The organism is Gemmatirosa kalamazoonensis (genome assembly GCF_000522985.1).
Lineage (GTDB): Bacteria > Gemmatimonadota > Gemmatimonadetes > Gemmatimonadales > Gemmatimonadaceae > Gemmatirosa > Gemmatirosa kalamazoonensis.
In genome coordinates this window covers 3,530,035-3,555,569 of the sequence record NZ_CP007128.1, presented here as the reverse complement: position 1 = coordinate 3,555,569, position 25,535 = coordinate 3,530,035, and the positions used below count along the sequence as shown (strand labels likewise).

The following is a 25,535-nucleotide window of genomic DNA, read 5'->3' as shown; positions in this document are numbered from 1 at the left end:
GTTACGCGAGCCGCACGGCGCGGAGGATCGCGTGCAGCGAGGCCGGGTCGGGCAGCAGGAAGAAGAAGCCGTGCAGCCGCTCGGCGATGTCCTCCATGAAGAACTCCGTCTCGACGACGAACACGTACTCGGACGTGAAGTTCTCGCCGAGGCACGCCGGCGTGCAGATCGCGCTCGACCGGTCGACGATGAGCGTCGGCGGCGACGGGAGCAGCACCATCCCCATGAAGTCGCTCAGCGCGTTCAGGTACGCACCGCTGAGAATGTTGCCCGCCTCCTTGATCGCGGAGCGCTCGAGCTCTCCGAGCGCGACCGACGAGCCGGCGGGACGGCGCAGCATCAGCTCCGCCATGCGCATCACTGTCGGCTTCGGGAAGACGAGCAGCGTGCGGCCCGTCAGATCGCCGAGCATGTCGAGCAGCACCGCGGCGACGGGCTCCTCGGCGGCGCCGAACTGCGGGGGCACCTCGTCGAGGTGCGTGATGTTCAGCCGCGGCACGCTGATCATGATCGTGCCGCCGGTCATCTGCGACAGCGCGGTCGCGGCGTGACCGGCGCCCATGTTCGCGACCTCGCGGAGGGCGTCGAGCTGCAGCGGCGTCAGCGTGCGGAGGTCGTCGAGCGTCGTCGTCATCCGAGGGTTGTCTGGAGCAGCGTGGGGGCGTCGAGCACCAGCGCCGGCGTTCCGTCTACGAGTATCGTCGCGCCGCCGAAGATCCTGAGCGCGCCGCGAAGTGGCGGCAGCGGACGCACGATCACGTCCTGCTGTCCGTCGAGCGCATCGACGAGCAGCGCCGCGCGCCGCTCGCCCGCCTCGATCACCGCCATCTCGCCCTCGGACGCGGCCGCAGGCGCGGAGGCAACACCGAGGGCGTCGCGCAGCCGCACCACCCGCAGCGACTCGTCGCGCACGCGCCACACCTCGCGCCCGCCGTCGTGGCCGAGCGACTCGGCATCGACGTCGGCGGTCTCGCGCACGCTGCCCACGGGCACCGCCACGGCGGAGCCGCCGACGCGCGCGACGAGCGCGCGGCCGAGGGCGAGCGTGAGCGGCAGGCGCATGGAGAAGCACGTGCCCTCGCCGGCCTGCGTGGAGAGCGAGAGCGTGCCGCCGAAGCGGCGCACGCGATCGCGCACCGCATCGACGCCGACGCCGCGGCCGGAGACGCTGCTCACCTCGCGCGCCGTCGTGAAGCCGGGGCGCGCGAGGAGCGCGAGCAGTGCGTGATCGTCGAGCGCGTCCGGCACCGCGCGTCCGTCGTCGGCGGCACGGTCGCGCACTCGCCCGCGGTCGATGCCGCGGCCGTCGTCGCGCACGCTCACCACCACCGCGTCGCGGTCGCGCTCCGCGCGCAGCACGATGCGGCCCACGGCGGGCTTCCCCGCCGCCACGCGTTCCTCCGGCGACTCGAGGCCGTGGCTCACCGCGTTGCGCAGCAGATGCACGAGCGGCTCGTGCAGCTCCTCCAGCACCGCGCGGTCGAGCGCGACGTCGCCGCCCTCGACGACGAGCTCCGCGCGCTTGCCGAGCACGCGCGCGAGATCGCGCACCACGCGCGGCAGCCGCTCGAACACGTCCGCGGCGGGCGCGGTGCGCGTGCCGCGCACCTCCTCGTGCAAGGCGCCGACGAGACGCGCGATGTCGGCCGCCGCCGCAGCGACCGCGGGATCGGCGACGCCGCCGAGTGCCGCGGCGAGGCGGACGCGCGCGATCGTGAGCTCGCTCGCGACGTCGAGCAGCGCGTCGAGCCGCGCGCGCTCCACGCGCACGAGCGCCGCGGGCGCAGGCGACGCGGGCGGGGGCGACGCGGCCCTCGTGCGCGACGACGCGGGATCCACGACGGCCGCGGACTCCACGCGCACCTCGGCGACGTCGCCGGCCGCGCGGGCCGCCGCCTGCAGCGCCTCGCCGGACGCGGCGGTGCGGAGCCGCACGCTCAGTCGGCCGTCGAACGTCGCGTCGAACAACGCGTCGCGCGGCGGGACGCACGCGTCGAGGGTGCCTAACGCCTCCAGCTTGCGCACCGCGACGGCGGCCCGCGCGCCGGGAAGCGCCGCATCGGGGTCGATGCGAACGTGCACGACGGGCGCACCGGGAAGCGGCGTGAGCACGGCGGCGGTGGGCAGCGCCGCGGCCGGCGCGTCGCTCGCGAACTGGCGCAGCGTCTCGGCGTCCGCGGCGAGATCGAGCGTGCGGCCGGCGAGCGACGCCTCGACCGCCTCGTCCAGCCGATCGACCGCGGCGACGATCGTATCGACGAGCATCGGCTCGATCGCGAGCGCGCCGTCGCGCATCGCGGCGAGGGCGGTCTCCAGCGCGTGGGCGAACGTCTCCACCGCCGCGAGCTCCATCGCGCCGGCCATCCCCTTCAGCGAGTGCACGGCGCGGAACAGCGCGTCCACCGCCGCTGCGCGCGCGGCCGCGTCGGGCGTGCCTAACGCCGACGCGGCCGTCGCCGCCGCATGGAGCAGTGTGCGACTCTCGGTCGCGAACAGCGCCGCGTAGCGCGACGCCGTGGACGGCGCCGTCACCCCAGCACGCGCGTCACGGCCTCCAGCACGCGGCTCGGCTGGAACGGCTTCACGACGAAGTCCTTCGCGCCCGCCTGGATCGCCTCCACCACGAGCGCCTGCTGCCCCATGGCGGAGCACATCAGCACCTTCGCGTCGGGATCGAGCTTCACGATCTCGCGCACGGCGTCGATGCCGCCCATGTCGGGCATCACGATGTCCATCGTCACCAGGTCGGGGCGCAGCTCCTTGTAGCGCTCCACCGCCTGCATCCCCGACTCGGCCTCGCCGATGACGTCGAAGCCGGCCTGCGTGAGGATGTCGCCGACCATCGTGCGCATGAAGATCGCATCGTCGCAGATGAGCACGGACTTGGCCACGCGTCACTCTCCCTCGAAGAGCTCCTCGAACAGCGCACCGACGTCGAGCACGTCGGCCGCGGCCGGGAGGCCCGCTGTCGTGGCGGTCCCGACCTCTCGAGGGAGGAGACGCACGGAGGCGCGCCGGGGCAACGTGTCGCGCGGATGTCCGAGCGGCGGCCGCTCCCCGTCCTCCACCGGATGCACGCCGTCGATCGCGAGCACGCCGAGCGCCGCACGCCGGCCGTCGCGCTCGACGACGACGAGCCACGGCACGTCGGTCGCGATGCCGCCGCGCCGGGCGAGATCGGCCACGGGTACGAGCGTGCCGCGCAGCGCGAGCAGCCCGCGCACCCACGGCGGCGTGCCGGGAACCGGCATGGTGTCGCGCGCGCGCAGCACCTCGAGCACGTCGCGCACCGGCAGCGCGAGACGGTCGTCGCTCACGCGCACGAGCATCACGCGCGGTGCTTCGTCGTCTTCGACGTGCGGTTCTTCCTGGTGCAGCTCGTCAATCATCGACGTCGTAGAAGCCGAACGCGGCGAGCGGATCGGCGTGCGTGGACAGCGCGGGGTCCTCGGCGATGCGCGCGAGCGATGCGCGCAGGTCGTCCGGAAGCGGCGCGCGCAGATCCATCTGCGCGCCCGTCACGGGATGGCGGAAGCGCAGCCACGCCGCGTGCAGGAAGTGCCGACGGGGCGGCAGCCCGACGAGCCGGCGTCCGCCGCCGCCGCCGTACGTGTCGTCGCCCAACACCGGGTGCCCGATGCTCGCGAGGTGCACGCGGATCTGATGCGTGCGACCCGAATGCAGATGCGCGCGCAGCAGGTCGCCCGCATCGAACCGCGCGAGCCGCGCGAAGTCGGTGCGCGCCGCCTTCCCTCCCTGGACGATCGCCATGCGCTTGCGGTCTCGCGGATCGCGGCCGATCGGCTTCTCGACCGTGATGCGCTCCTCCTTCAGGTGCCCCCAGCACACCGTGGCGTAGCGGCGCGTCACGCGCCGATCGGCGATCGCGGCGCTGAGCAGGCGATGCGCGCGATCGCTCTTCGCGACGACGAGCAGCCCCGACGTGTCCTTGTCGAGCCGGTGGACGAGGCCCGGGCGCTCCTCGCCCGCTCCGTCCGCCAGCTCCTGTCCACGTCCGACGAGCGCGTTCACGAGCGTGCCCGACCAGTTGCCGGGCGCGGGGTGCACGACCATGCCCGCGGCCTTGTTCACGACGACGAGGTGCTCGTCCTCGTACACGACCTCGATCGGGATGGCCTCGCCGATCACCTCGCGCCCGGGCGGCTGCGGCACGTCGACGACGGCGGTCTCGCCGGCACGGATGCGGTAGCCCGCCTTCTCGCGCCGGCCGCCGACGAGCACCGCGCCGGTGGCGATGAGCGTCGCCGCCTGGTTGCGCGACAGGCCGAGTCGCGCGGCGACGAGGACGTCGAGTCGGCTCCCCGCGTCGTCCGCGCCGGCGGCGACCTCGTGGCGTCCGGGGGCGGCGGGCGGCAGGCCGGCTCCGCCCACCGGGTCGGTCACGGCTCGCTCGACTCGCGGGCGAGCCGCTCGTCCGGCGACAGCTCGGTCGGCGCGGCCGCGCGGCTCGCGTGGAGGTCGCGACGCCAGAGCAGGATCACCAGCGCGACCGCGCCGAGGCTCACCGCCGTGTCGGCGACGTTGAACGTCCAGAAGCGCACGTCGCCGACGCCGATGTCGATGAAGTCGACGACGCCGCTCGCGGAGCGGAGCCGGTCCACGAGGTTGCCGAGCGCGCCGCCCATCACCGTCGCGACGGCGAGGCGCAGCGCCGTGTCGTGCCGCGGCGTCCCCGTGAACAGCCGCACGAGGAAGCCGAGGATGAGCAGCGTGAGGAGCGTGAACACCCACCGCGACGCGTCGCCGAGGTGCATGCCGAACGCCGCGCCGGGGTTGAACGTCAGCGTGAAGCGTACGACGTCGCCGATGATCTCGTGCGGCATGTGCCGCGGCACGAGGTGCGTCACGGCGAGGTGCTTCGTCCACTGGTCGAGCAGGACGATGACGACGATGATCGCGATCGCCGTGAGCGCGGAGCCGGCGCGTGACGATCCGTGCCGCGCGTCGGTCGGCGAGACGGGAGCGAGCGTGGTGCTCACGGCAGGTCGCTCGACGGCTGCACGGCCGGCTGCACGGTCGGCTGCGGACGCTCGGTCACCATCGCCGGCTCGGCGGCGGGATCGTCGCCCCACAGCACCCACGCGAGCAGGAACGCGCCGACGCTCACCGCGACGTCGGCGAGGTTGAACGTCGGCCAGCGCACGGCGCCGGTACCGAGGTCGAGAAAGTCCACGACGCCTTCCGCCGAGCGGAGTCGATCGAGCGCGTTGCCGACGGCGCCGCCGCACACGAGCGCGAGGGCGAACGTGCGCAGGTTGTCGCGGTCGCGCGTCTGCTTGTAGAGCCGCCAGAGGATGGACAGCACGCCCGCCGTGAGGGCGAGGAAGATCCACCGCGAGTACGGCCCGAGGTGCAGGCCGAAGGCGGCGCCGGGATTGTACACGAGCGTCAGCCGCACGGCGTCGCCGGCGACGGCGTACGGCACTCCCGGCGGATGCAGCGCGTAGACCGCCATCGCCTTCGTGACGACGTCGGCGAGCACCACGGCGAGCACCACGGGCCAGAACACGACGCCGTTCGTGCTCGCGTCGCTGCTCGATGACCCGGTGAATGGCACGTACGCCGTGTCGGTCGGCCTCTCGGCCGGCGGGGTAGTCACGTCGTCCTGCATGCGGCGCGACTCAGCCGCCCTTCTTGCTGTCTTCCTCCTTCTGCTTGCACTCGATGCAGAACCGCGCGTGCGGCAGTGCGTCGAGGCGCTCGAAGGCGATCTCGTTGCCGCAGCTGTGGCAGCGGCCGAACGTCTCGGGCGAGCGATAGAGCCGGCGCAGCGCTTCGTCGATGTGCCAGAGGAAGCGCCCCTCCTGGCTCGCGAAGAGGAACGCCTTCTCACGCTCCATGGCGTCGGTGCCCTGATCCGCCATGTGGAACGAGTACGAGCTCAGGTCGCCGTCCGACTCCTGCTGGCTGGCGCCGAACGTCTCGCCGTGATGGCCGAGCTCCTTGAGCACGCGCTTCCGCTCCTCGAGCAGCCGCTTCTCGAAATGCGCGAGCTGCTTCTTGGTCATCGGCTTGTGCTTCTTCGTCGTGCCGGTCGTGCCCGTCGTAGCACCGCTGGTCGGCATCAGAACTCGTCCTTACTGAGAGAGACGCGGACCTCGCGACCGTCGAGGTCGAAGGTCTGCGTCACGTGTGGTCGGGATGAACTGGGCTCCGTCGCCCCATCGGGTCCCGTATCACCGACGGATGACGACTTAGTACCCCCGGATGTTCCAACGGCGAGCTGGGTCGCGAGCACCTCGCCCGCGACGTAGTCGTGATGCTCCCGGACCGCCGCCTCCACCTCGGCAGCTCCGGCGACGATCAGCCGGATGCGGTCGCTCACCGCCAGGCCGGCCTCCTTGCGCAACCGCTGTACCCGGCTGACGACCTCCCGGGCCAGCCCCTCGCGGCGCAATTCGGGGGATACCGCAGGGTCGAGCGCCGCCACGTACCCCTCGGATTCCTGGACAACGTAGTCGCCCGAGGCACGCCGCACGATGGTCAGATCTCCCGGCTCCAGCAGGTGATCCGCGCCGTCGATCACAATGCCGACCGCTTCGCCGCGCTCGAAGCGCCGCAGCGCGTCGGCGCCGAGCCCGGCCACCGCTTCCGCGGCGCGCGGCGTCGACTTGCCGAAGCGCTTGCCGAGGACGCGGAAGTTCGGCTTGGGCTCCAGCGTGACGAGCGCGTCGCCCGACGCCGCCCACCGCACGCGCTTCACGTTCAGCTCGGACGCCAGCAGGGGCTCCAGTTCGTGCACCAGCCGCGCGACCTCACCCACCGCGCCCGCACCATCGGGGAACGGGATCACCGCCACGAGCTCGCCGAGCGGCTGGCGCACCGGGATCTTCACCGTCTCTCGCGCGGCGCGGCCGAGCGTGGCGAGCCGCCGCGCGGCGTCCATCGCCGCCTCCAGGTCGTGCTCGCGGCCCCCGCGCTCCGGCCGCACGTACGGCGCGAGGTGCACCGAGCTGCCCGCGAGCTGCCGGTGCATCCAGTCGGCGAGGAACGGCGCGACCGGCGCGAGTAGCCGCGCCGTCACCACGAGCACCTCGCGCAGCGTGGCGAACGCGGCGCGCCCGTCGGCCGACTCGTGGCCGTTCCAGAAGCGGTCGCGCGACAGCCGCACGTACCACTTCGACACGTCGTCGTCGAAGAACTCGACGATGCGCCGCACCGCGGTGGTCGGATCGTACGCCTCGAGCAGCGCGTCGGCGTCGCTCTCCACCGCGGCGAGCCGCGACAGCACCCAGCGGTCGAGCAGCGACCGCGCCGCCACCGGCGGATCGTCCGCGCCCGGCTCCCAGCCGAAGTTCGCGTACAGCGCGAAGAAGTTGTAGACGTTGCGCAGCGTGAGCAGGAAGCGCCCCGCGAACTCGCGGATCACGCCCTCGTCGAACCGCCGCTCGATGGCGAGCTGTCCGACGCCCATGAAGAACAGCCGCACCGCGTCGACGCCGTGCCGCTCGATCACGGCCCACGGGTCGACCGCGTTGCCGCGGCTCTTCGACATCTTCTTCCCCTGCGCGTCGACGACGGTGTTGTTGACGACCACCGCCCGATAGGGCGCTGCCACGCTCTCCGCTCCACGCTCCACGCTCGCTCCGTCGCCCGCCTGGCCGAGCGTGGAGCGTGCAGCGTGGAGCGTGGAGGAATTGTTAGGCAGCGCGTCGCCGAGCCCCGTCGCGATCGCGAGCAGCGAGTAGAACCAGCCCCGCGTCTGGTCCACGCCCTCGGCGATGAAGTCGGCCGGGAACTGGTGCGCGGTGAGGTCGCGGTTCTCGAACGGGTAGTGCCACTGCGCGAACGACATCGAGCCCGAGTCGAACCACGTGTCGATCACCTGCGGCACGCGGCGCATGGTCCCGCGCCCGCTCGGCGCCGGCCACGTGTACTCGTCGATGAACGGCTTGTGGGGATCGAAGTCGTCGGGCAACGGTCGGCCGATGCGCTCGGCCAGCTCCGCGTAGCTGCCGATGACGTCGACCTCCGACGGATCGGCGTCGTTCACCCACACCGGCAGCGGCGTGCCCCAGTAGCGGTCGCGCGAGATCGCCCAGTCGATGTTGTTCTCGAGCCACGTGCCGAACCGGCCGCTCCCGACCTCCTCGGGGTGCCAGTCGACGCGCGCGTTGCGCGCGAGCATCTCGTTCGCGTACGCCGTGGTGCGCACGAACCAGCTCTCGCGCGCGTAGTAGATCAGCGGCGTGCGGCATCGCCAGCAGTGCGGGTACGAGTGCACCATCGTGCCCGCCTTCCACAGCACGTCGCGCTTCTCCAGCTCCGCGACGATCGCCGGGTCGGCCTTCTTGAAGAACGTGCCGCCGATGACGGGCACCGACGCCTCGAACTCGCCGCGCGCGTTCACCGGCTGCAGGAACGCGAGCTCATGCCGCCGCCCCGCCGCGTAGTCGTCGGCGCCGAACGCCGGCGCCATGTGCACGATGCCGGTCCCCTCCTCCGCCGACACAAACTCCTCGGCGAGGACGATCTCATGCTCCCCCTCGAGGGGATACGGCACCCAGTCGAGGGGGCGCGTGTACCGCTTGCCGGCGAGCTCGCGCCCCTGCATCTGCCCCACGACGTCCCACCGATCCTGCCAGTCGCCGCCGAGCACCGCGCTTACGCGCGCCTCGGCGAGCACGATCGTCCAGTCGACGCCGGACTTCTTGCGCAGCTCGACGTACGTGAGATCGGGATGCACCGCGAGCGCCGTGTTCGACACGAGCGTCCACGGCGTGGTGGTCCAGACGAGTAGACGGCGACGGCCGGGACTCGGGACTCGGGACTCGGGACTCGTGGGGGAGTCGAGTCCCGAGTCCCGAGTCCCGAGTCCCGACGGCTCGGCCAGGTCCAGTGCCACGAAGACGCTGGGATCCTCGACGTCCTCGTACCCCTGCGCCACCTCGTGCGACGACAGCGACGTGCCGCACCGCGGGCAGTACGGCAGGATCTTGTGGCCGAGGTACAGCAGGTCCTTCGTGTGCAGCGTCTTCAGCGCCCACCACACGCTCTCCACGTACTCGTTCGTGTACGTGACGTACGGATCCGAGTAGTCGAGCCAGTAGCCCATGCGGGCCGAGAGCTGCTCCCAGTCGGCGCGGTAGCGGAACACGCTCTCGCGGCAGAGCCGGTTGAACTCCGCGACGCCGAGCTTCTCGATGTCCTGCTTGCCGCTGATGCCTAACGCCTTCTCGACCTCGATCTCGACCGGCAGGCCGTGCGTGTCCCATCCCGCCTTGCGCAGCACGCGGAACCCCTTCATCGCGCGGTGGCGGCAGAACAGGTCCTTGATCGTGCGCGCGAACACGTGGTGGATGCCGGGGCGTCCGTTCGCCGTCGGCGGGCCCTCGAAGAACACGAAGTCGGGCGCACCCTCGCGCGCGGCGAGCGTCTGGGCGAAGAGGTCCTCCTCCGTCCAGCCGTCGAGGATCCCCCGCTCCAGCGCGTCGGGCGACTGGTCGGGCGGGATCTGTGCGTAGCGCTCGCGCTCGGGCGCCTGATCGCGCTCCTGCACTGCGGTGGTCTCCTCCACGGTCACTCCGTCGTCTTCTGCGTGGCGTCGGCCGCGGCGCGGCCGTCGTCCTCCCCTCCGCCCGTGGCCGCGAGCCGTGCGCGCTGCGGCACCGGCGGCAGCGCGGCCGCCTCCGACGCCGCCAGCTCGGCGAGCTGACGTTCGGCCTGCAGTCGCAGCTGCGCGATGTACGTGCGGTGCACGCGGTCCAGGCTCGCGATCTCGTCCTCGATGCGCCGCGCCTCGCCGCGCAGCCGCTCGATCTCGCGCTCGGCGTCGCGCCGCGCGGCGGCCACGGTGCGCTCGGCCTCGAGCTGCGCCTCGCGTCGGAGCAGCTCCGCCTCGCGCTCGGCCTGCGCCTGGGTGTCCTCGCGCAGCTTCTGCGCGCCGATGAGTGCCTCGTTCAGCGCGCGATCGCGCTCGCGGAACGCGCGCAGCTGCTCCAGGAAGTTGCGGGCCTTCTCGTCCAGCTCCTGGTTGGCGCGCGTGAGTCGCTCGATCTCCTCGGCCACCTGCTCGCGGAACTGGTCCACGCGCGTCTTGTCGTAGCCGCGGAAGGCGGTGCCGAAGTCGTATCGGCGCACGTCGAGCGCCGTGAGACGGAAGGTCGCGTCGGTCATCTGATCCTGTGGCGGCGCGTCACTCGCGCGCGCGCCGAAGAGTAGCGTGCCGAGACGCACCATCGTCGCGCCCTCCTCGACGGCGATCTCGTAATCGTTGGACATTCCCATGGACAGCTCCGTCGCCGGGTGGCCCACCTCGGCGAGCACCGCGCGCGCGGCGCGCGCGCCGGCGAACACGGTGCGCAGCACCGACTCCGGCGCGTCGAACGGCGCCATCGTCATCACCCCGCGCACGACGATCCCCGGCAGCGTCGCGAGCCGCTCCGCCTCGGCCCGCAGCTCGTCCGGCGGATAGCCGCCCTTGGTCCCCTCGCCGCTCACGTTCACCTGGAGCAGCGCGTCGACGGCGCGGCCGCGCTGGATCCCGTGCGCGTGGACCGCGTCGGCGAGACGCGCGCTGTCCACGGAGTGCACCAGCGCGAAGCCGTCGATCTGCTTCACCTTGTTGCGCTGCAGGTGACCGATGAGGTGCCACCGCGCCGGCACGTCCACCGCCTCCATCTTCGCCAGCGCCTCCTGCACCTTGTTCTCCCCCACGTCGCGGATGCCCGCGTCCCACGCCGCGCGCACCGCCTCGGGGCCGTGCGTCTTGGTCACCGCGACGATCGCCACGCGTTGCCGGTGCCCGCCCCGCGCCACGGCGCGGTCCACCCGTTCACGGATCTCGTGGAGGCGCGCGGGAAGGTCCGAAAACGGCATAACGTGCAATTCTACTTGAGGTTACAGGTCGCATCAAGGGACCGCACCAGCGCGCGACGCGGGCACCCGAGCAGCGCCTGCGCCCACTCGCCGGCGCCGTCGGAGCCCGGGCGGACCGGTGCGAACAACGTCGTGTCGATGCGGGCCGCGATGCGCGCGGTCGCCACCGAGTCCACGACGCGCCCGTCGCCCGTGGCAGCGGTGCGCACCCACACGAGCCCCGTCAGCGTCCACGTGCCGCCGATCCGCGTGCGGTCGGCGTCGCTCACACCGACCGCCGCGGCGAGCGGCCGCCGCTCGCGCGCCGCAGCGTCGGCAATCTCGCGCAGGACGGAGGCGGTGCCGCTCCACCGTGCCGGCGCGTCGGCATGCAGCAGTCGGTGGCGGCGCGCGAGCTCGCCGCGGTACCACGGCGCGCCGAGCAGCGGCACGGTCACCGGCGTCACGTCCGGTCGGCGGCGCTCGCCGAGCTGCAGGTACCAGATCGGGTACGTGTCGTTGTCGCCGACGAGCAGCAGCACCGCGTTCGCCGGCGCGCTGGCGAGGATGCCGCTCGCGAGCGCACGCGGCAGCTCGGCGTCGGGACTGCGGCGTCGCGCGACGGCACGCCAGTTCGTCGCGATCGGCAGCGCGGCGAGCACCAGCCCGACCGCGCGCGGTGCCCCGGGCGGCGCCTGCCTAACGCGAGCCATCGCGCGCCGCGCGACAGCCATCGCGCCGAGTCCCGCCCACAGCCCCCACGTCCAGAACGCGAGCGCGAAGAAGTAGTCGCGCTCGCGCGCCTCGTGCGTCGCGTCGTCGGGGAGCACGCCCCAACCGAACGACGGGCCCGCGCGCAGGTTCAGGTACGCGACCACGCCGAGACTGCCGGCGACGAGCAGCACGAGCGTCGCGTTGAAGCCGCGGACGCTCGCCCGCCGCAGGTCGCGCGCGCCGAGCACGCCGAGCGCCGCGTACGCGAGCGTGAGCGGCGTGCGCCACGGGCTCGGCCCCGCCCGGCCGTCGACGCCGAGCGCGAACTGCCAGTCGGCCCACTCGAAGACGTTGGCGACCTGGATCCACCACGGCGCGGTGCGCGGCCACAGCCCGGGCACGGCGTACTGCCGGCGCGCGATCACGTCGGCGAGCGCGCTCCACGTCACGGCGTGGCCCTGGTCGAGCGCCGGAGCGTGCCGCGCGCGCAGCAGCAGCACCACCGCGCCGCTCACCCCGAGCGCGACGGCCGCCGTCATGCCGAGCGCGGCGAGCGCCCGCCGCCTAACGGGCGGCGACGACGCGGCGAGGCAGACCACCCCAGCGACGCACAGCGCGAGCGACACGCGTCCCGTGCCGGCCGCGAGCACCGCGGCGCCGAACAGCTCGAGAGCGCAGCGCCAGTCGACGTGGCCCGACTCGTCGCTCGCCGCGAGCAGCGCGATGGCCGGCGCGCCGACGAGCGCGCTGAGATGCAGCGGCACCGCGAGGCCGAACAGGTACGCGATGAGATACGCGTGCCGTCGTCCGCCCGCCGCGCGTCCCATGCGATCGGCGGCGAGGAGCGCGAGCGCGACGAGCAAGAGCGACGCCGAGTAGACCTCCGCTTCCGTCGCGTCGAGCCAGATCGTCGACGTCGCGCCGGCGCAGAGCGCAGCCGCCACCGCGGCCCACCCGCTGCGCATCCAGCGCGCGAGCAGCAGCGCCGCGATCGCACCCGACGCCGCGGCGCACAGCGCCGACAGCAGGCTCGCCGAGAGCACGGGCCCGAGCGGCGCGAGCACGAGCACCGCGACGCGGCCGAGCAGCACGAACAGCGGCGTGCCCGGGGGATGCGGGATGCCGAGCGTGTGGAACGCGGCGAGGAACTCGCCCGCGTCCCAGAACGTGACGTCGGTCGCCGCCGAGAGCGCGTAGAGCGCGAGAAGCGCGACGCCGGCCACGAGCGCCGTGCGTCGCGCGCGCGGATGGGAGCGGGCGTCGCCCGGCACGTCGTCGAGCGGCATGGGGGCGAAACGTCGCACGTCGCGACGCCGCTCGGCACCCCCAGCCTCGGGTTCGCGGCAGGACGATTACATATTGCACCCATGGACAGCGAGATCCTCGCCCTGCAGGAGGCCGCGCGCGGTCGCTTCTCGATCGAGCGCGAGCTCGGACGCGGCGGCATGGGCGTCGTGGTGCTCGCACGCGACCTCGCGCTCGACCGCGCCGTGGCGCTCAAGGTGCTCCCGGTCACCCTCGCGCGGCAGCCGGCGCTGCGCGAGCGGTTCCTGCGCGAGGCGCGCACGGCGGCGGGGCTGTCGCACCCGAACGTGGTCCCCATCCACGCCGTCGAGGAGCACGACGACGTCGTGTTCTTCGTCATGGGCTACGTGGACGGCGAGACGCTGGCACGCCGTGTCTCGCGGGTCGGCCCGCTGTCGCCGGCGGACGCGACGCGGCTCGTGCAGGAAGTGGCGTGGGCGCTCGCCTACGCGCACGGGCGCGGCATCGTGCACCGCGACATCAAGCCGGACAACATCCTCATCGAGCGGGCGACCGGCCGCGCGCTCGTCACGGACTTCGGCATCGCCCGCGTCGCCGACGCCACACGCGCGCTCACGATCGACGGGCACGTGATGGGCACGGCGCAGTTCATGAGCCCCGAGCAGGCCGCGGGCGAGAAGGTCGACGGACGCAGCGACCTCTACTCGCTCGGCGTCGTGGCATTCCTCGCGCTCACCGGCGCGCTGCCGTTCGAGGCGGAGTCGGTGACCGCGCTGCTCGCGATGCAGGTCACCCGTCCCGCGCCGCCGGTCGCGTCGCGCCGCCCGGGCATCCCGGCGCGGCTCGCCACCGCGATCGATCGGTGTCTCGCGAAGCAGCCCGACGACCGGTTCCCGTCGGCCGAGGCGCTCGCCGACGCGCTCACCGAGGTCGAGACGCGCACCGTCGACGTGCCGCCGCAGGTGCGCAACTTCCAGCGCGTCGCCGAGCAGAGCACGATGATGCTGTTCATCGTGACCGTGTTCTCGCTCGTGAGCCTGCCCGGAAGCGGCAGTCGCTGGCCGGCGATCATCGGCGGGCCGGTCGGCGCGATCGCCGCGGTCCTCCTCGACCTCGGCCGCCGCGCGCGCCAGCTGCTCATCGACGGCTACGGCGCGGGCGACGTGATCCGCGCCTTCGTCGTCGAGCGCGACGCCCGCGAGGCCGAAGTCGCGGTGATGTACAGCGGCAAGCGGCAGGCGCGCATCGCGCGCATGCGGCGGCGCGCGTTCATCGTCGCGGGGACCTGCATGCCGCTGGCGATCGCGCTGCTGTTCACGCGCAGGCTGCTGCACTGGCCGAAGCCGCTCTCGATCGGCCTCGCGATGCCGTTCTACATCGCGGCCATCGTCGCGCTCATCATCGGCCTGAACTCGAGCCCGAAGGCGGAGCGCCGGTCGTGGGCGTTCGCCGGCCGACTGTGGCGGAGCGGCTTCACGCTGTTCTTCTTCCGCCTCGCGGGGCTCGGCGTGCGCGCCGAGGACCGCGCCGCACCGTCGCTCGATCCGACGCGCGCGGACGTCGTGCTGCCCGACGCGGTGCGCCGCGACCTTCCCGAGCTTCCGAAGCTGCTCGAGCGCTACGACGCGACGCTCGCCGCGCTGCGGCGGCGCGAGGAGGACGTCGAGCGGGCGCTCGCCGAGGTCGGCCCCGGCGCGGCGGGCGATGGCGGCGACGGCGCGTGGCGCGCGGACACGCCGTCGTCGGCCGAGGGAGCCGGCGTCACGACGCGCGCCGTGCTGCTCAGCCGGCGTCTGTCGCTCGTCAGCGACCTGCGATCCGCGCTGGAGCTCGTGCGCGCGCAGCGCACCGACGTCGTGGCCGCGCACGAGAACGTGCGCATCCAGCTCGCGCGCGTCCGCGCCGGCATCGCCCGCTCGGCCGACCTGCAGCCCGACGCGGCGACGCTGCAGTCGATGCTCGATGCGGCGCAGCCGGGAGGCTGAGCGGCTAGGCGGCGACGATCGCCTGCTCCGCCCCGCGCGGCAGTCGGCCGGTGAGCGTGTCGCGCAGCTGCGCCGGCGTGAGGTTGCGCACCAGACGCGCGCCGGTCGCGAGCGAGATGATCCCCGTCTCCTCGCTCACCACGAGCACGAGCGCGTCGGTCTCCTCGGAGAGGCCTAACGCCGCGCGGTGGCGCGTGCCGAGCGAGCGGTCCTCGATCGGCGCCTGCGACAGCGGAAGGATGCAGCTCGCGCCGATGATGCTGTCGCCGCGGATGATCACCGCGCCGTCGTGCAGCGGCGAGTACGGCGTGAAGATCGTCGTCAGCAGGTCGCCCGAGACCTTCGCGTTCAGCGGCGTGCCCGTCTCCACGTAGTCGCCGAGCGGCACGTCGCGCTCCACGACGATGATGGCGCCCGTGCTCGAGCGGCTCAGTCGCTCCACGGCGTCGGTCACCTCGTCGACGACCTCCTCCTCCTCGAGGCGGCGGAAAAGGTGCGTGACACGCGCCTGGCCGAGGTGCGCGAGCGCCGCGCGCAGCTCGGGCTGGAACACGATGAGCAGCGCGAACGCGCCGTACTTGAAGACGATCTCGAGCAGGTACGTGATCGTCGTCAGCCGCAGCGCCCACGCGACGCCGTAGCCGATGCACAGCACGGCGATGCCGGAGAGAATCTGCACCGCGCGCGTGCCGCGGAACAGCAGGAGCAGCCGGTACAGCACGAACGCGACGAGCGCGATCTCCACCGCGTCGCGCCAGCCGAAGTTCAGCAGCCGTACCTGCTCGACAAGGTCCATATGGCGCCCAACCTAATAGACAGGGCAGGAGGGCAAGAGGGCATGAGGGCAGGAGAGTCGTCAGCCCTCGTGCCCTCCTGCCCTCGTGCCCTCCTGCCCTCTCAGTACGGCCCAGGCGACGTCCAGCGCCTCGCGGTGCGCGCGCACGTCGTGGACGCGGAACAGCCGCGCGCCGTGCGCGAGCGCCGCCACGTGCGCGCCGACGCTCCCGTGCACGCGCGCGGCGGGCTCGCTCACGCCCGAGAGCTCGCCGATGAATCGCTTGCGCGACGCGCCCACCATGAGCGGCCGGCCGAGTGCCGCGAAGCGCGGGAGCTCGCGCAGCACCGCGAGCGACACCGCCGAGCGCTTGCTGAAGCCGACCCCGGGGTCGAGCACGATGCGGCCGCCGGGGATGCCGGCGTCGCGCGCGGCGTCGAGCTGCGACGCGAGCTCGCGTACGACGTCGCCGACCGGGTCGTCGCCGTAGTCGGCGTGCGCGAACGTCGCCATATCGGCGACCGTGCCGCGCGAGTGCATGAGGATCACACCCGCGCCGTGCGACGCGCAGACGTGGGCCATCTCGGGGTCGAGCCGCAGCGCGGACACGTCGTTCACGACGTCCGCGCCCGCGTCGAGCGCCGCGCGCGCGACCTCGGCCTTCGTCGTGTCGATGGAGATCAGCGCGTCCGGCCGCGTGAGGCGCAACGTGCTCACGACCGGCAGCACGCGCCGCAGCTCCTCGTCGACGGGAACCGGCCCCGCGTTGTGCGGCCGCGTCGACTCCCCGCCGATGTCCACGCCGTCCGCGCCGGTGTCGAGCAGCCTCTCCGCGTGCGCGACGGCCGCGTCGGCGTCGGCGAGCCACCCGCCGTCGCTGAACGAGTCCGGCGTCACGTTGACGACGCCGAGCACGAACGGCCGGCCTAACTCGATGACGCGTGACGGCAGTATCCAGCGCATGGCCGTGTCCTCCACGCTCTACGCTCCACGCTCCACGCTCACTCCGTCGGGCGACGAAGCGAGCGTGGAGCGTGGAGCGTAGAGCGTAGAGAGACTCTCTCGGTTACGCGGGCGCGATCTCCGGACCGCCGAGGAACGGCGGCGTCGACGGCTTCGGCTGGAACACCGGCGACGGCTGCGGCGTCGGCGTCGAGCCGCCGGACGACGGACGCGGCGGCAGCTGCTCGCCGCGGCGCAGCACCTCGATGTCCTCGCGCGTCAGCGTCTCGCGCTCGAGCAGTCCCGCGGCCACCGCGTGCAGCAGAGCGATGTTCTCGGTGAGCACCTGCTTCGCGCGGTCGAACGCGCCGTCGATCACCTTCTTGACCTCGTGGTCCACGAGCTGCGCGGTGCTCTCGGAGACCTCGCGGCGGCTGCCGATCTCGCGGCCGAGGAAGACCTCGTGCTCCTGGTCGCCGACGAGGATCGGGCCGATCGCGTCGGACAGACCCCACTGCATCACATAGCGGCGCGCGATGCCCGTGGCCTGCTGGATGTCGCTCGCCGCGCCGGTCGTCACGCGCTCGCGCCCGAAGATGATCTCCTCGGCCACGCGCCCGCCGTACGCCATCGCGAGCCGCGCCTCGATCTGCTCGCGCGTCACGCTCACGCGGTCGTCCTCGGGCAGCGTGAACGCGAGGCCCAACGCGCGGCCGCGCGGCACGATGGTGACCTTGTGCAGCGGGTCGTTCCCCTTGACGATCATCGCGCAGACCGCGTGGCCGGCCTCGTGGTAGGCGGTGAGGCGGCGCTCCTCCTCCTTCATGACGAGCGACTTGCGCTCGGCGCCGAGCATCACCTTGTCCTTCGCCTCCTCGAAGTCGGCCATGTAGATCTTGTCGTGGCCGCGGCGCGCGGCGAGCAGCGCGCCCTCGTTCACGAGGTTCGCCAGGTCGGCGCCGGCCATGCCGGGGGTGCCGCGGGCGAGCCCCGTGACGTCGACGTCGGGCGCGATCGGCTTGTTGCGCAGGTGCACGCGCAGGATCCCCTCGCGGCCCCGCAGATCCGGCGCGTCGACGACGATCTGCCGGTCGAAGCGGCCCGGGCGCAGCAGTGCGGGGTCGAGCACGTCGGGCCGGTTCGTCGCGGCGATGAGGATCACGCCGTCGTTCGACTCGAAGCCGTCCATCTCCACGAGCAGCTGGTTCAGCGTCTGCTCGCGCTCGTCGTGACCGCCGCCCAGCCCGGCGCCGCGATGGCGGCCGACGGCGTCGATCTCGTCGATGAAGATGATGCACGGCGCGTGGGCCTTCCCCTGCTCGAACAGGTCGCGCACGCGGCTCGCGCCGACGCCGACGAACATCTCCACGAAGTCGGAGCCCGACATCGAGAAGAACGGACGCCCCGCCTCGCCAGCGACGGCCTTCGCGAGCAGCGTCTTGCCGGTGCCCGGAGGCCCGACGAGCAGCGCGCCCTTCGGCAGACGTCCACCGAGCTTCGTGAACTTCTGCGGGTCCTTCAGGAACTCGATGATCTCCTGCAGCTCGACCTTCGCCTCGTCGGCGCCCGCCACGTCGGCGAACGTCACCTTCGGCGTGTCGCCGGTCAGCAGCTTCGCCTTCGACTTGCCGAAGGAGAACGCCTTCGCGCCGCCGGCCTGCATCTGCCGGAACAGGAAGACCCAGAATCCGATGAGCAGGATGTAGGGGAGGAACGTGACGAGAATGCCGCTCACCGACGTCCCCGCGTCGCGGGCGTCGATCTCGACGTTCTTGTCGCGCAGGCGCTGCACCTCGGCGTCGGAGTTCTCGACCGGGAGCTGCACCGTGAAGCCCTTCACCGGCCGGCCGTTCGGCGCGACGGTGATGGGCTGGTTGAACTGGCCGACGATGACCCGTCCCCCCTGCACCGTGGCCTGCCGCACGTTCCCGCGATCGAGCTCGTGCGAGTACGTCGTGTACGAGATCTTCGGCGCCTGATCCCGGCTCCCGTTCGTGAACTGCAGGAACGCGACGGGGATGAGGATGACGAAGATCCAGAACGCGAGCGTCTTGGACCACCGCTGGAAATTGGCGGGCTTTTTCGGCGGCGTTGGCATGTTCGCTGGCATTTACCGCACCGGTTACTGCCGTGGAGTCACTGCAGGCTCGCCACGTACGGCAGGTGCCGAAAGTTCTCCGCGTGGTCGAGCCCATAGCCCACGAGAAACTCGTGCGGCGCGTCGAAGCCGACGAAGCGCACGGGATGCTTCAGGTGGGAGGCGATGTGCTTGTGGAGGAGCGCGCAGATCCCGAGCGACCGCGGCTTCCGCTCGCCCAACAGCTCGACGAGCTGTTGCAGCGTGCGGCCGGAGTCGACGATGTCCTCCACGAGCAGGATGTGCTTCCCCTCGAGCTGGGTCTCGGGGTCGTAGAGCAGCCGGACCATGCCGCTCGACACCATCGCGTCGCCATAGCTCGACGCGACGAGAAAGTCCACCTGGAGCGGCCGATGGATGGCGCGCACCAGATCGCTCAGAAAGATGAAGCTGCCCTTCAGCAGCCCGAGGACGAGCAGCTCGCCGTCCGGGTAGGCGGCGGTGATCTCGTCGCCGAGCGCCTTCACCCGAGCCGCGATCTGCTCCTCGGAGAAAGCGATGCGGCGCAGAGCGCGCCCTTCCAGCCGCGGGTCAGCCGTCGATGCGTTCACAGAGGAAGTGTACCCCCGGCCGACCGGGCCGGTCCGTTGCCGCGTCGCTGCGGCGTACTCCAGGGATCCACACGATCTCGTCGTCCATGAGGACGACCGGCCAGCCATCCCGCTCGCGGGCGGGCACGCGCGCATCGGCGAAGAACCGTTTCACACGACGTGCCGCTTGCCCCCCCACCACGCGCATCCGGTCGCCGGCCCGCCACGGGCGGACGGCGAGCGACCGGTCACTCGGCAGATACGCGCACCAGGGCGAGTCCGTTTCGGCACACCCCGGCCGCAGCCGCCATCGGCCGACGACCACGCCCTCCCCGCTCCCTCCCCTGAGCGGCACTTCCCCGACCGCCTCCGGCGCGACGACCGGGCGCGGGCGCCACGGCCGGAGAACGATCTCGCCGCGGCCAGCCGTTACTTCGACGGGGCCGGAGAGTTGAATCTCGGCCCCGACGTCGGCTCCCGCGGCGATGCTCATTGTAAACTCCACCAGCCGGACCGTTCCGCGGCGGTCGAGGCGCACACCCGCACGCGCCGCGATCGCCGGCCACAGCACGGCCAGCTCCTCCGCATCATACCGAGCGAGATCGCGGGTGGCAACGACGAACGCCCCCCCGGCGCCCCGGCGGAGCGCGACGTTCGCGTCCACGAAGTGCTCCACGTCACCGCGCCATGCCGCCGCGCGCGCCGCCACCGCGAGCAGCTCGTCGTCGATCGCGCGATGCGCCGCGCGGAGGGCGGGCAACAACTCGTGCCGCACGCGGTTCCGGCGATGCCGCGGCGCCACGTTGCTCGGATCCTCCAGCCACTGGAGCGCGCGCGTCGCGGCGTACCCGGCGACCGTGCGCCGCTCCACGTCGAGCAGCGGCCGCACGACGTCCGGCGCGCCGGCGAGCAGCCCGGCGAGGCCGCGCGGCCCGGCGTCGCGCAGGATCCGCAGGGCGACGGTCTCCACCTGGTCGTCGCGCGTGTGGCCCGTGGCGACGGCCGACGCGCCAACGTCGCGGGCGGTCGCCCGCAGGTACCGCCACCGCGCCTCGCGCCACGCAGCTTCGCCTCCGGCGGCGAGCTCGCCCCGCCCGACGACGACGGGAAGGCCGCGCGCCGCGCTCTCGCGCCGGACGAGCGCCGCGGCGTCGCGGGCGTGGGCGCCGGTGCCGTGATCGAACGTCGCGACGGCGGCGATCCGCTCGGCGGCGACCACCGCCGCGGCGTCGAGCAGCACCATCGAGTCGACGCCGCCGGAGACGGCGAGGACGACCCGGTCCACCGGCTCGAGGCGGGCGCGCACGGCGTCGCGCACGCCGCGTACGACGTCTGGGATCCCCATGCGTCCGAATGGGTAGCGGTCGGCCACAGGCTCTCGCTATCCCCCGGATGGGGGACCTCAGTGCAACGATTCACCCCCGCCCGCGTCGTCGCGGCGCGGCACCTGCCTCGGCGAGCGTCATCGTCGACGCGGTGCGCCGCTACCGACCTCCGACCCGGCTCGCTACGTTTCGCGCCACACCTGATCAGAGGACGACCTCGTGGAATCGCACAACGTGTTCGGCACCCTCTGGGCTGCCTTCGGGATGACGGCGTATTACATGGCGCTGGTGTGGATCAACACGCTGCTCGGCATGTTCCTCTCGCCGCTGTTCCTGATCCCGATGACGTGGCTTCAGGATCGCGTCGCCGCCCGCGGGCGCCGCACGGAGCCGGTCGCGACGCGCTGACCACGGCGCGCTGAACGCGGCGCGGCACCTGCGATTCCTTCCGCGAGGGCGGGCGCCGACCGGGCGCCCGCCCTCGTCGCATTCCACCGCGTCACCCTCGTCGATGCCACCGCGCTGCGCCGTCGCTCGGATCGTCGCCGCCCAAATCGGCGCGCTGCTCGCGGCCGCATCGCTCGCCGTCGCGCGGCTCGGCGCGCAGAGCATGGAACCGTACGTGCCGATCGCGCCCGCCGCGGCGTGGCGCACGCTCGAGACGCCGCACTTCGTGTTTCACTTCCCGCGCGAGCTCGAGCCCTGGACGCGTGACGTCGCCGCGCGCATCGAGGCCGAGCGCGACGCCGTGCGCGCCCTCGTGGGTTGGGCGCCATGCGATCGGGTCACGGTGCTCGTCGCCGACCCGTACAATCAGGCGAACGGCTCCGCATATCCGTTCCTGCGCGGTCCGGCGATGTTCCTCTGGCCGGTTCCCGACGAGCCGCGCGACGCGGTCGGCACGTCGAGCGCATGGACGCAGCTGCTCGCGGTGCACGAGTTCGCGCACGTCGCGCACCTCACGCGCCCGACGCGCAACCCGCTGCGTGCGCGCCTCGCGATGCTGCTCCCGACGAACATCGGCCCCATCGGCCCGAAGACGCCGCGCTGGGTGTGGGAGGGCTACGCGACGTACGTGGAAGGAAAGCTCACCGGCGGCGGCCGTCCGTTCGGTGCGTGGCGCCCGGCGGTGCTGCGACAGTGGGCGCTCGAGGGCAGGCTGCCGACGTACGCGCAGATCAGCGGCACGGCGGGATTCGCCGGCGGGAGCTTCGCCTATCTCGCGGGCTCCGCGTACTTCGAGTGGCTCGTCGCGCAGCGCGGCGACTCGAGCCTCCCGTACGTCTGGCGCCGCCTCACGGCACGCACGCCGCGCACGTTCGACGCCGCGTTCGCGGGCGTGTTTCCCGGCTCGCCGGCGGAGCTCTACGCGCGCTGGTCGGCCGAGGTCACCGCGGAGGCGATCGCCGCCGAGCGGGCGCTGCGCGAGACCGGACTGGCGGAAGGGACGCTCGTGCAGCGGCTGCGCGGCGCGACCGGCGATCCCGCCGTATCGCGCGACGGTGCGCGCGTCGCGCTCGTCGTGCGCACGCCGGGCCGCGCGTCGCGCGTGGTGGTGTGGCGAACCGGCGCGGAGCCGCGCGACACGACGCGCGAACGCGCCGCCGCTCGCCTACGCCGGCGCGCCCGTGTGCGCGATCCCGAGGACGTGCCCGCGACGCCGTATCTCCCGCCGCCGAAGCGCGCCGTGGCGACGCTGCGCTCCCGCGACGGCCGAGCGTTCCGCGACCCGCGCTGGCTCCCCGACGGCGAGCGGATCCTCCTCGAGCGCGACGAGCCGCTCACCGATGGGCGATTTCGCCCCGACCTCTGGCTGTGGGACACGAAGCGCGGCTCGGTGCGGCGCGTGACGCGCGGCGCCGCCGTGCGCGACGCCGACCCGAGCCCGGACGGCCTAACGGCGTTGGGCACCCGCTGCACACCCGGCTGGTGCGACGTCGTGCGCGTGGACCTCGCGACCGGCGCGGTGTCGACGCTGATCGAGGGCGCACTGGAGCGCACGTTCTCGCGCCCGCGCTGGGCACCCGACGGCCGCCGCTTCGCCGTCGCCGCGCAGGAGGCGGGACCGTGGCACGTGCTCGTCGGCGCGGTCGACGCGCCCGGCGGCGGGCTGCGTGCCGTGGGCCCGGACGACGGTGCGTCGCGCTACGACCCCGCGTTCCTGCCCGACGGACGTGCGCTGCTCGTCGCCGCCGACGTGGGTGGCGTGCCGAACATCGAGCGGCTCGATCTCGCGACCGGGGTCGCGACGGCCGTCACGCGCGTCACGGGCGCCGCGATGGCGCCCGAGCCGATCGGGCCGCAGCGCGCGGCGTACTTCCTCGCGCTCCGCAGCACGGGATTCGACCTGCGTCGCATCGCGCTCGACAGCGCGCCCGCCGAACGTGCGGTCGCATCGCTCGTCGGCACGGGCGCGCGCGTCGCGGTCGGCGCCGGCGCCGCAGCGGCGGGCGCCGCGATCTCGCTCCGCCGTCCGCCGGCGCCGGCGGATTCCTTCCCTGCGACCGTGCTCGGCGCGTCTCGCCGCTACGGCCTCGGGCCGCACCGCTACTCGCTGCTCCCCGGGCTCGTCGCGGGGGGCGACGGCGAGGGCGGCACGGTCGCGCTCACCGCCGCGGATCCGGTCGGGCGTCTCACGTGGGTGCTCGCCGGCGCGGCGGGCGTGCCGCGGGTGTGGCACGGCGGCTCGCTGTCGGCGGCGCTGCGCGCGCTGCCGGTCACGATCGACGCGCAGGCGTTCGCCGCGGCACAGCGCATCGACGTCGCGAGCGGGCTCGAGACGGCCGTCGACCGCCGCGACGACGTGCGCTACGCGGGCGGCCTGCTGGCGCTCTCGCCGCGCGCCGTGCTCGGCTCGTCGGCGATCGCCGCACGGCTCGGCGGTTCGTTAGGCACCCTGCGCGCCGACTCCCTGCGCGGCGACCGCGCGCTCGCGTTCGCGGAGCTGCGCGCCGGCACGACGCACGGACGCGGCGACGTGCTCGCCTCGGCGTCGGCAGCGATGACCGGCGCCGTGGGCCGCAGCGCCGGGCGGCCGTTCCAGCGCTGGCTGGGCTCGGCGGCGCTCGCGATCCGGTCGCCGCTCGTCGCGGTGCGCGCGAGCGGCGCGGTCGGCGAGACGAGCGGCGGCGCGCCCACGTTCGAGCGCTTCGCGGTCGGCGGCGCCGAGTCCACGCTGCTCGACGGTGCGCTGCTCGGACAGCGCGTGCTCATGCCGGCGCTGCCGACGGCGGCGCTCGTCGGCCGCCGCGTGCAGGTCGCGCGCGCGGAGCTCACACGCGCGCCACTGACGCCGTACGCCTGGGCCGCACGCACGCCCGACGTCTCCTCGACGTGGCTCCGCGTCGTCGGCGTGGAGGCGACGTTCACGAGCGGCCCGGTGCCGTTCGCGCGCGCACCGGGGACGCACATCGTCGCCGGCGCGGCATACCCGCTGGACGGACCCACGCGCCGCCGCGCACGCATCTACGCGTCGGTGGCGCTGCGCCCGTGAATGCGAGCGTATAGCGTAGAGCGTGGAGCACCCGAGATCTCCACGCTCCACGCTTTACGCTCCACGCTCGCTCCTTCGAGGCGCTCCATGAAATATGATCCACTCCGCAACCACGTCGGCGGCGCACTCGTCGACGCGGATCTCCCGACGCTCGACGTGTACGACCCGAGCCACGGGACCGTGATCTCCCGGGTGCCGCTCTCCGGCGCGCGCGAGGTCGACGCCGCGGTGCAGTGCGCCAGGGCCGCGTTCCCGGCGTGGTCCGCGCTGCCGATCAAGGAGCGCGTGCAGGTGTTCTTCCGCTACAAGGCGCTGCTCGAGCGCGACGTCGACACGCTCGCCGCGCTCGTGAGCGAGGAGAACGGCAAGATCGAGAGCGAGGCGCGGGCCGAGATCCTGAAGGCGGCGGAGCTGTGCGAGTTCGCGTGCTCACTGCCGCAGATCGCGACGGGCGAGCTGCTCGAGGTGAGCCGCGGCGTGGAGTGCCGCGTCGAGCGTTTTTCGTTAGGCGTCGTGGCGTCGATCGCGCCGTTCAACTTTCCGAACATGGTGCCGCACTGGACGATCCCGAACGCGATCGCCCTCGGCAACTGCATGATTCTCAAGCCGTCGGAGCTCGTGCCGCTCAGCGCGAACCGCACGGCGGAGCTGCTGCTCGAGGCGGGACTGCCGGCGGGCGTGTTCCAGGTGGTGCACGGCGGGCGCGACGCGGTGGAGGCGATCTGCGACCACCCCGACATCGCCGCCGTCTCCTTCGTCGGCTCGACGGCGACGGCGAAGGTCGTCTACCGCCGCGCGACGTCGAACCTCAAGCGCTGCCTCGCGCTCGGCGGCGCGAAGAATCACCTCATCGTCATGCCCGACGCGGACCGCGAGATGGCGGCGTCGAACATCGTCGCGTCGATGTCGGGGTGCGCGGGGCAGCGGTGCATGGCCGCGTCGGTCATGGTCGCGGTGCGCGACGTCGATCCGGTCATCGCGCGCATGGTGGAGGTCGCGCGGGCGATGGTGCCCGGCCGCGACATCGGTCCGGTCATCTCCGCCGCGGCGCTCGAGCGCATCGTGCGCTACGTCGACGAGGCGGAGGCGGCCGGCGCCACGGTGCTCGTCGACGGACGCGGCGTGAAGGTGCCGGGGAAGGAGGGCGGCTACTTCATCGGGCCGACGATCATCGACCACGTCACGCCCGACATGCGCATCGCGCGCGAGGAGGTGTTCGGCCCCGTGCTCGCCATCGTGCGCGCGACGTCGCTCGACGAGGCGATCGCCGTGGAGAACGCGTCGCCGTATGGCAACGCCGCGTCGGTCTACACCGAGAGCGGCGCCGTCGCGCGCCGCGTCTTCGAGCGCGCGAGCACGGGCATGGTCGGCGTGAACGTCGGCGTGCCGGTGCCGCGCGAGCCGTTCTCGTTCGGCGGCTGGTACGAGTCGCGCTTCGGCGTCGGCGACATCACCGGCAAGGGCTCCATCGAGTTCTGGACGCAGTCGAAGAAGCTCACCACGAAATGGAACCGCGCGGCCGGCGTGAACTGGATGAGCTGACCCGCGCG

Annotated in this window: 20 protein-coding genes; 4 read left to right on the top strand and 16 right to left on the bottom strand. The window is 73.1% G+C overall.

All coding sequences use genetic code 11. The features are described from left to right. Window position 1: 1 nt before the first annotated feature. Genes J421_RS15335 through J421_RS32110 form a run of 11 tightly spaced genes read right to left on the bottom strand, consistent with a single transcriptional unit; the run spans window position 2 to window position 12,818 of the window. A complete protein-coding gene (locus J421_RS15335) occupies window positions 2–634 on the bottom strand; it encodes a chemotaxis protein CheC (protein WP_025412061.1) in 633 nt (210 codons plus the stop codon). Further along, complete coding sequence (locus J421_RS15330) at window positions 631–2,532, bottom strand: chemotaxis protein CheA (protein ID WP_025412060.1); 1,902 nt, start codon at window positions 2,530–2,532, stop codon at window positions 631–633. The genes J421_RS15335 and J421_RS15330 overlap by 4 nt, the downstream gene beginning before the upstream one ends. Further along, window positions 2,529–2,891: a response regulator gene (locus tag J421_RS15325; RefSeq protein WP_025412059.1), complete on the bottom strand. Its 363-nt coding sequence runs from the start codon at window positions 2,889–2,891 to the stop codon at window positions 2,529–2,531. The genes J421_RS15330 and J421_RS15325 overlap by 4 nt, the downstream gene beginning before the upstream one ends. 3 nt (window positions 2,892–2,894) lie before the next feature. After that, window positions 2,895–3,389, bottom strand: a complete 495-nt coding sequence (locus J421_RS15320) for a chemotaxis protein CheW (RefSeq protein ID WP_104022671.1) — start codon at window positions 3,387–3,389, stop codon at window positions 2,895–2,897. Next, on the bottom strand, window positions 3,382–4,404 hold the full coding sequence (locus J421_RS15315) for an RluA family pseudouridine synthase (protein WP_025412057.1): 1,023 nt from the start codon (window positions 4,402–4,404) through the stop codon (window positions 3,382–3,384). Before J421_RS15315 ends, J421_RS15320 begins: the two co-directional genes overlap by 8 nt. Then, window positions 4,401–5,000, bottom strand: coding sequence for a signal peptidase II (lspA, locus tag J421_RS15310; RefSeq protein ID WP_025412056.1), 600 nt, complete (start codon window positions 4,998–5,000; stop codon window positions 4,401–4,403). The genes J421_RS15315 and lspA (J421_RS15310) overlap by 4 nt, the downstream gene beginning before the upstream one ends. Further along, window positions 4,997–5,620: a signal peptidase II gene (lspA, locus tag J421_RS15305; RefSeq protein WP_158508806.1), complete on the bottom strand. Its 624-nt coding sequence runs from the start codon at window positions 5,618–5,620 to the stop codon at window positions 4,997–4,999. The genes lspA (J421_RS15310) and lspA (J421_RS15305) overlap by 4 nt, the downstream gene beginning before the upstream one ends. A 22-nt stretch (window positions 5,621–5,642) precedes the next feature. Continuing rightward, window positions 5,643–6,086 (bottom strand): TraR/DksA family transcriptional regulator, encoded by a 444-nt coding sequence (locus tag J421_RS15300; protein WP_025412054.1) that lies wholly within the window; start codon window positions 6,084–6,086, stop codon window positions 5,643–5,645. Further along, window positions 6,086–9,538 (bottom strand): isoleucine--tRNA ligase, encoded by a 3,453-nt coding sequence (ileS, locus tag J421_RS15295; RefSeq protein WP_158508805.1) that lies wholly within the window; start codon window positions 9,536–9,538, stop codon window positions 6,086–6,088. The genes J421_RS15300 and ileS overlap by 1 nt, the downstream gene beginning before the upstream one ends. A 2-nt stretch (window positions 9,539–9,540) precedes the next feature. Then, entirely contained in the window at window positions 9,541–10,839 is a 1,299-nt protein-coding gene (locus tag J421_RS32810) for a YggS family pyridoxal phosphate-dependent enzyme (RefSeq protein WP_025412052.1), read from the bottom strand. A gap of 11 nt (window positions 10,840–10,850) precedes the next feature. Beyond that, a complete protein-coding gene (locus J421_RS32110) occupies window positions 10,851–12,818 on the bottom strand; it encodes a protein O-mannosyl-transferase family (RefSeq protein WP_025412051.1) in 1,968 nt (655 codons plus the stop codon). 81 nt (window positions 12,819–12,899) lie between these two features. Between J421_RS32110 and J421_RS15275 the strand changes: the two genes are divergently transcribed. After that, complete coding sequence (locus tag J421_RS15275) at window positions 12,900–14,783, top strand: serine/threonine-protein kinase (protein WP_025412050.1); 1,884 nt, start codon at window positions 12,900–12,902, stop codon at window positions 14,781–14,783. 4 nt (window positions 14,784–14,787) lie between these two features. On the opposite strand, the gene cdaA is transcribed toward J421_RS15275, so the two are convergent. The 5 genes from cdaA to tilS all read right to left on the bottom strand — a co-directional run bounded on the left by cdaA (window position 14,788) and on the right by tilS (window position 20,512). After that, window positions 14,788–15,579 (bottom strand): diadenylate cyclase CdaA, encoded by a 792-nt coding sequence (gene cdaA, locus J421_RS15270; protein WP_025412049.1) that lies wholly within the window; start codon window positions 15,577–15,579, stop codon window positions 14,788–14,790. A 60-nt stretch (window positions 15,580–15,639) separates the two neighbouring features. Then, window positions 15,640–16,521 (bottom strand): dihydropteroate synthase, encoded by an 882-nt coding sequence (gene folP / locus J421_RS15265; RefSeq protein ID WP_025412048.1) that lies wholly within the window; start codon window positions 16,519–16,521, stop codon window positions 15,640–15,642. Window positions 16,522–16,624: 103 nt separating this feature from the next. Then, window positions 16,625–18,598 carry an ATP-dependent zinc metalloprotease FtsH gene (gene ftsH / locus J421_RS15260; protein WP_025412047.1) on the bottom strand — a complete coding sequence of 658 codons (1,974 nt, stop codon included), beginning with the start codon at window positions 18,596–18,598 and terminating at the stop codon, window positions 16,625–16,627. A 38-nt stretch (window positions 18,599–18,636) separates the two neighbouring features. Further along, the gene (gene hpt / locus J421_RS15255; protein WP_025412046.1) at window positions 18,637–19,188 is read right to left on the bottom strand and encodes a hypoxanthine phosphoribosyltransferase; all 552 of its coding nucleotides are present in this window, start codon (window positions 19,186–19,188) and stop codon (window positions 18,637–18,639) included. Then, entirely contained in the window at window positions 19,169–20,512 is a 1,344-nt protein-coding gene (tilS, locus tag J421_RS15250) for a tRNA lysidine(34) synthetase TilS (RefSeq protein ID WP_025412045.1), read from the bottom strand. Before tilS ends, hpt begins: the two co-directional genes overlap by 20 nt. 199 nt (window positions 20,513–20,711) lie before the next feature. Here tilS and J421_RS15245 point away from each other — a divergent pair, with 199 nt between their 5' ends. From J421_RS15245 to J421_RS15235, 3 genes are all read left to right on the top strand, one after another. Then, the gene (locus tag J421_RS15245) at window positions 20,712–20,900 is read left to right on the top strand and encodes a hypothetical protein (RefSeq protein WP_025412044.1); all 189 of its coding nucleotides are present in this window, start codon (window positions 20,712–20,714) and stop codon (window positions 20,898–20,900) included. Between the two features lie 103 nt (window positions 20,901–21,003). Beyond that, a complete protein-coding gene (locus tag J421_RS15240; RefSeq protein ID WP_025412043.1) occupies window positions 21,004–23,985 on the top strand; it encodes a TolB-like translocation protein in 2,982 nt (993 codons plus the stop codon). Between the two features lie 87 nt (window positions 23,986–24,072). Next, entirely contained in the window at window positions 24,073–25,527 is a 1,455-nt protein-coding gene (locus J421_RS15235) for a CoA-acylating methylmalonate-semialdehyde dehydrogenase (RefSeq protein ID WP_025412042.1), read from the top strand. Window positions 25,528–25,535 lie beyond the last annotated feature (8 nt).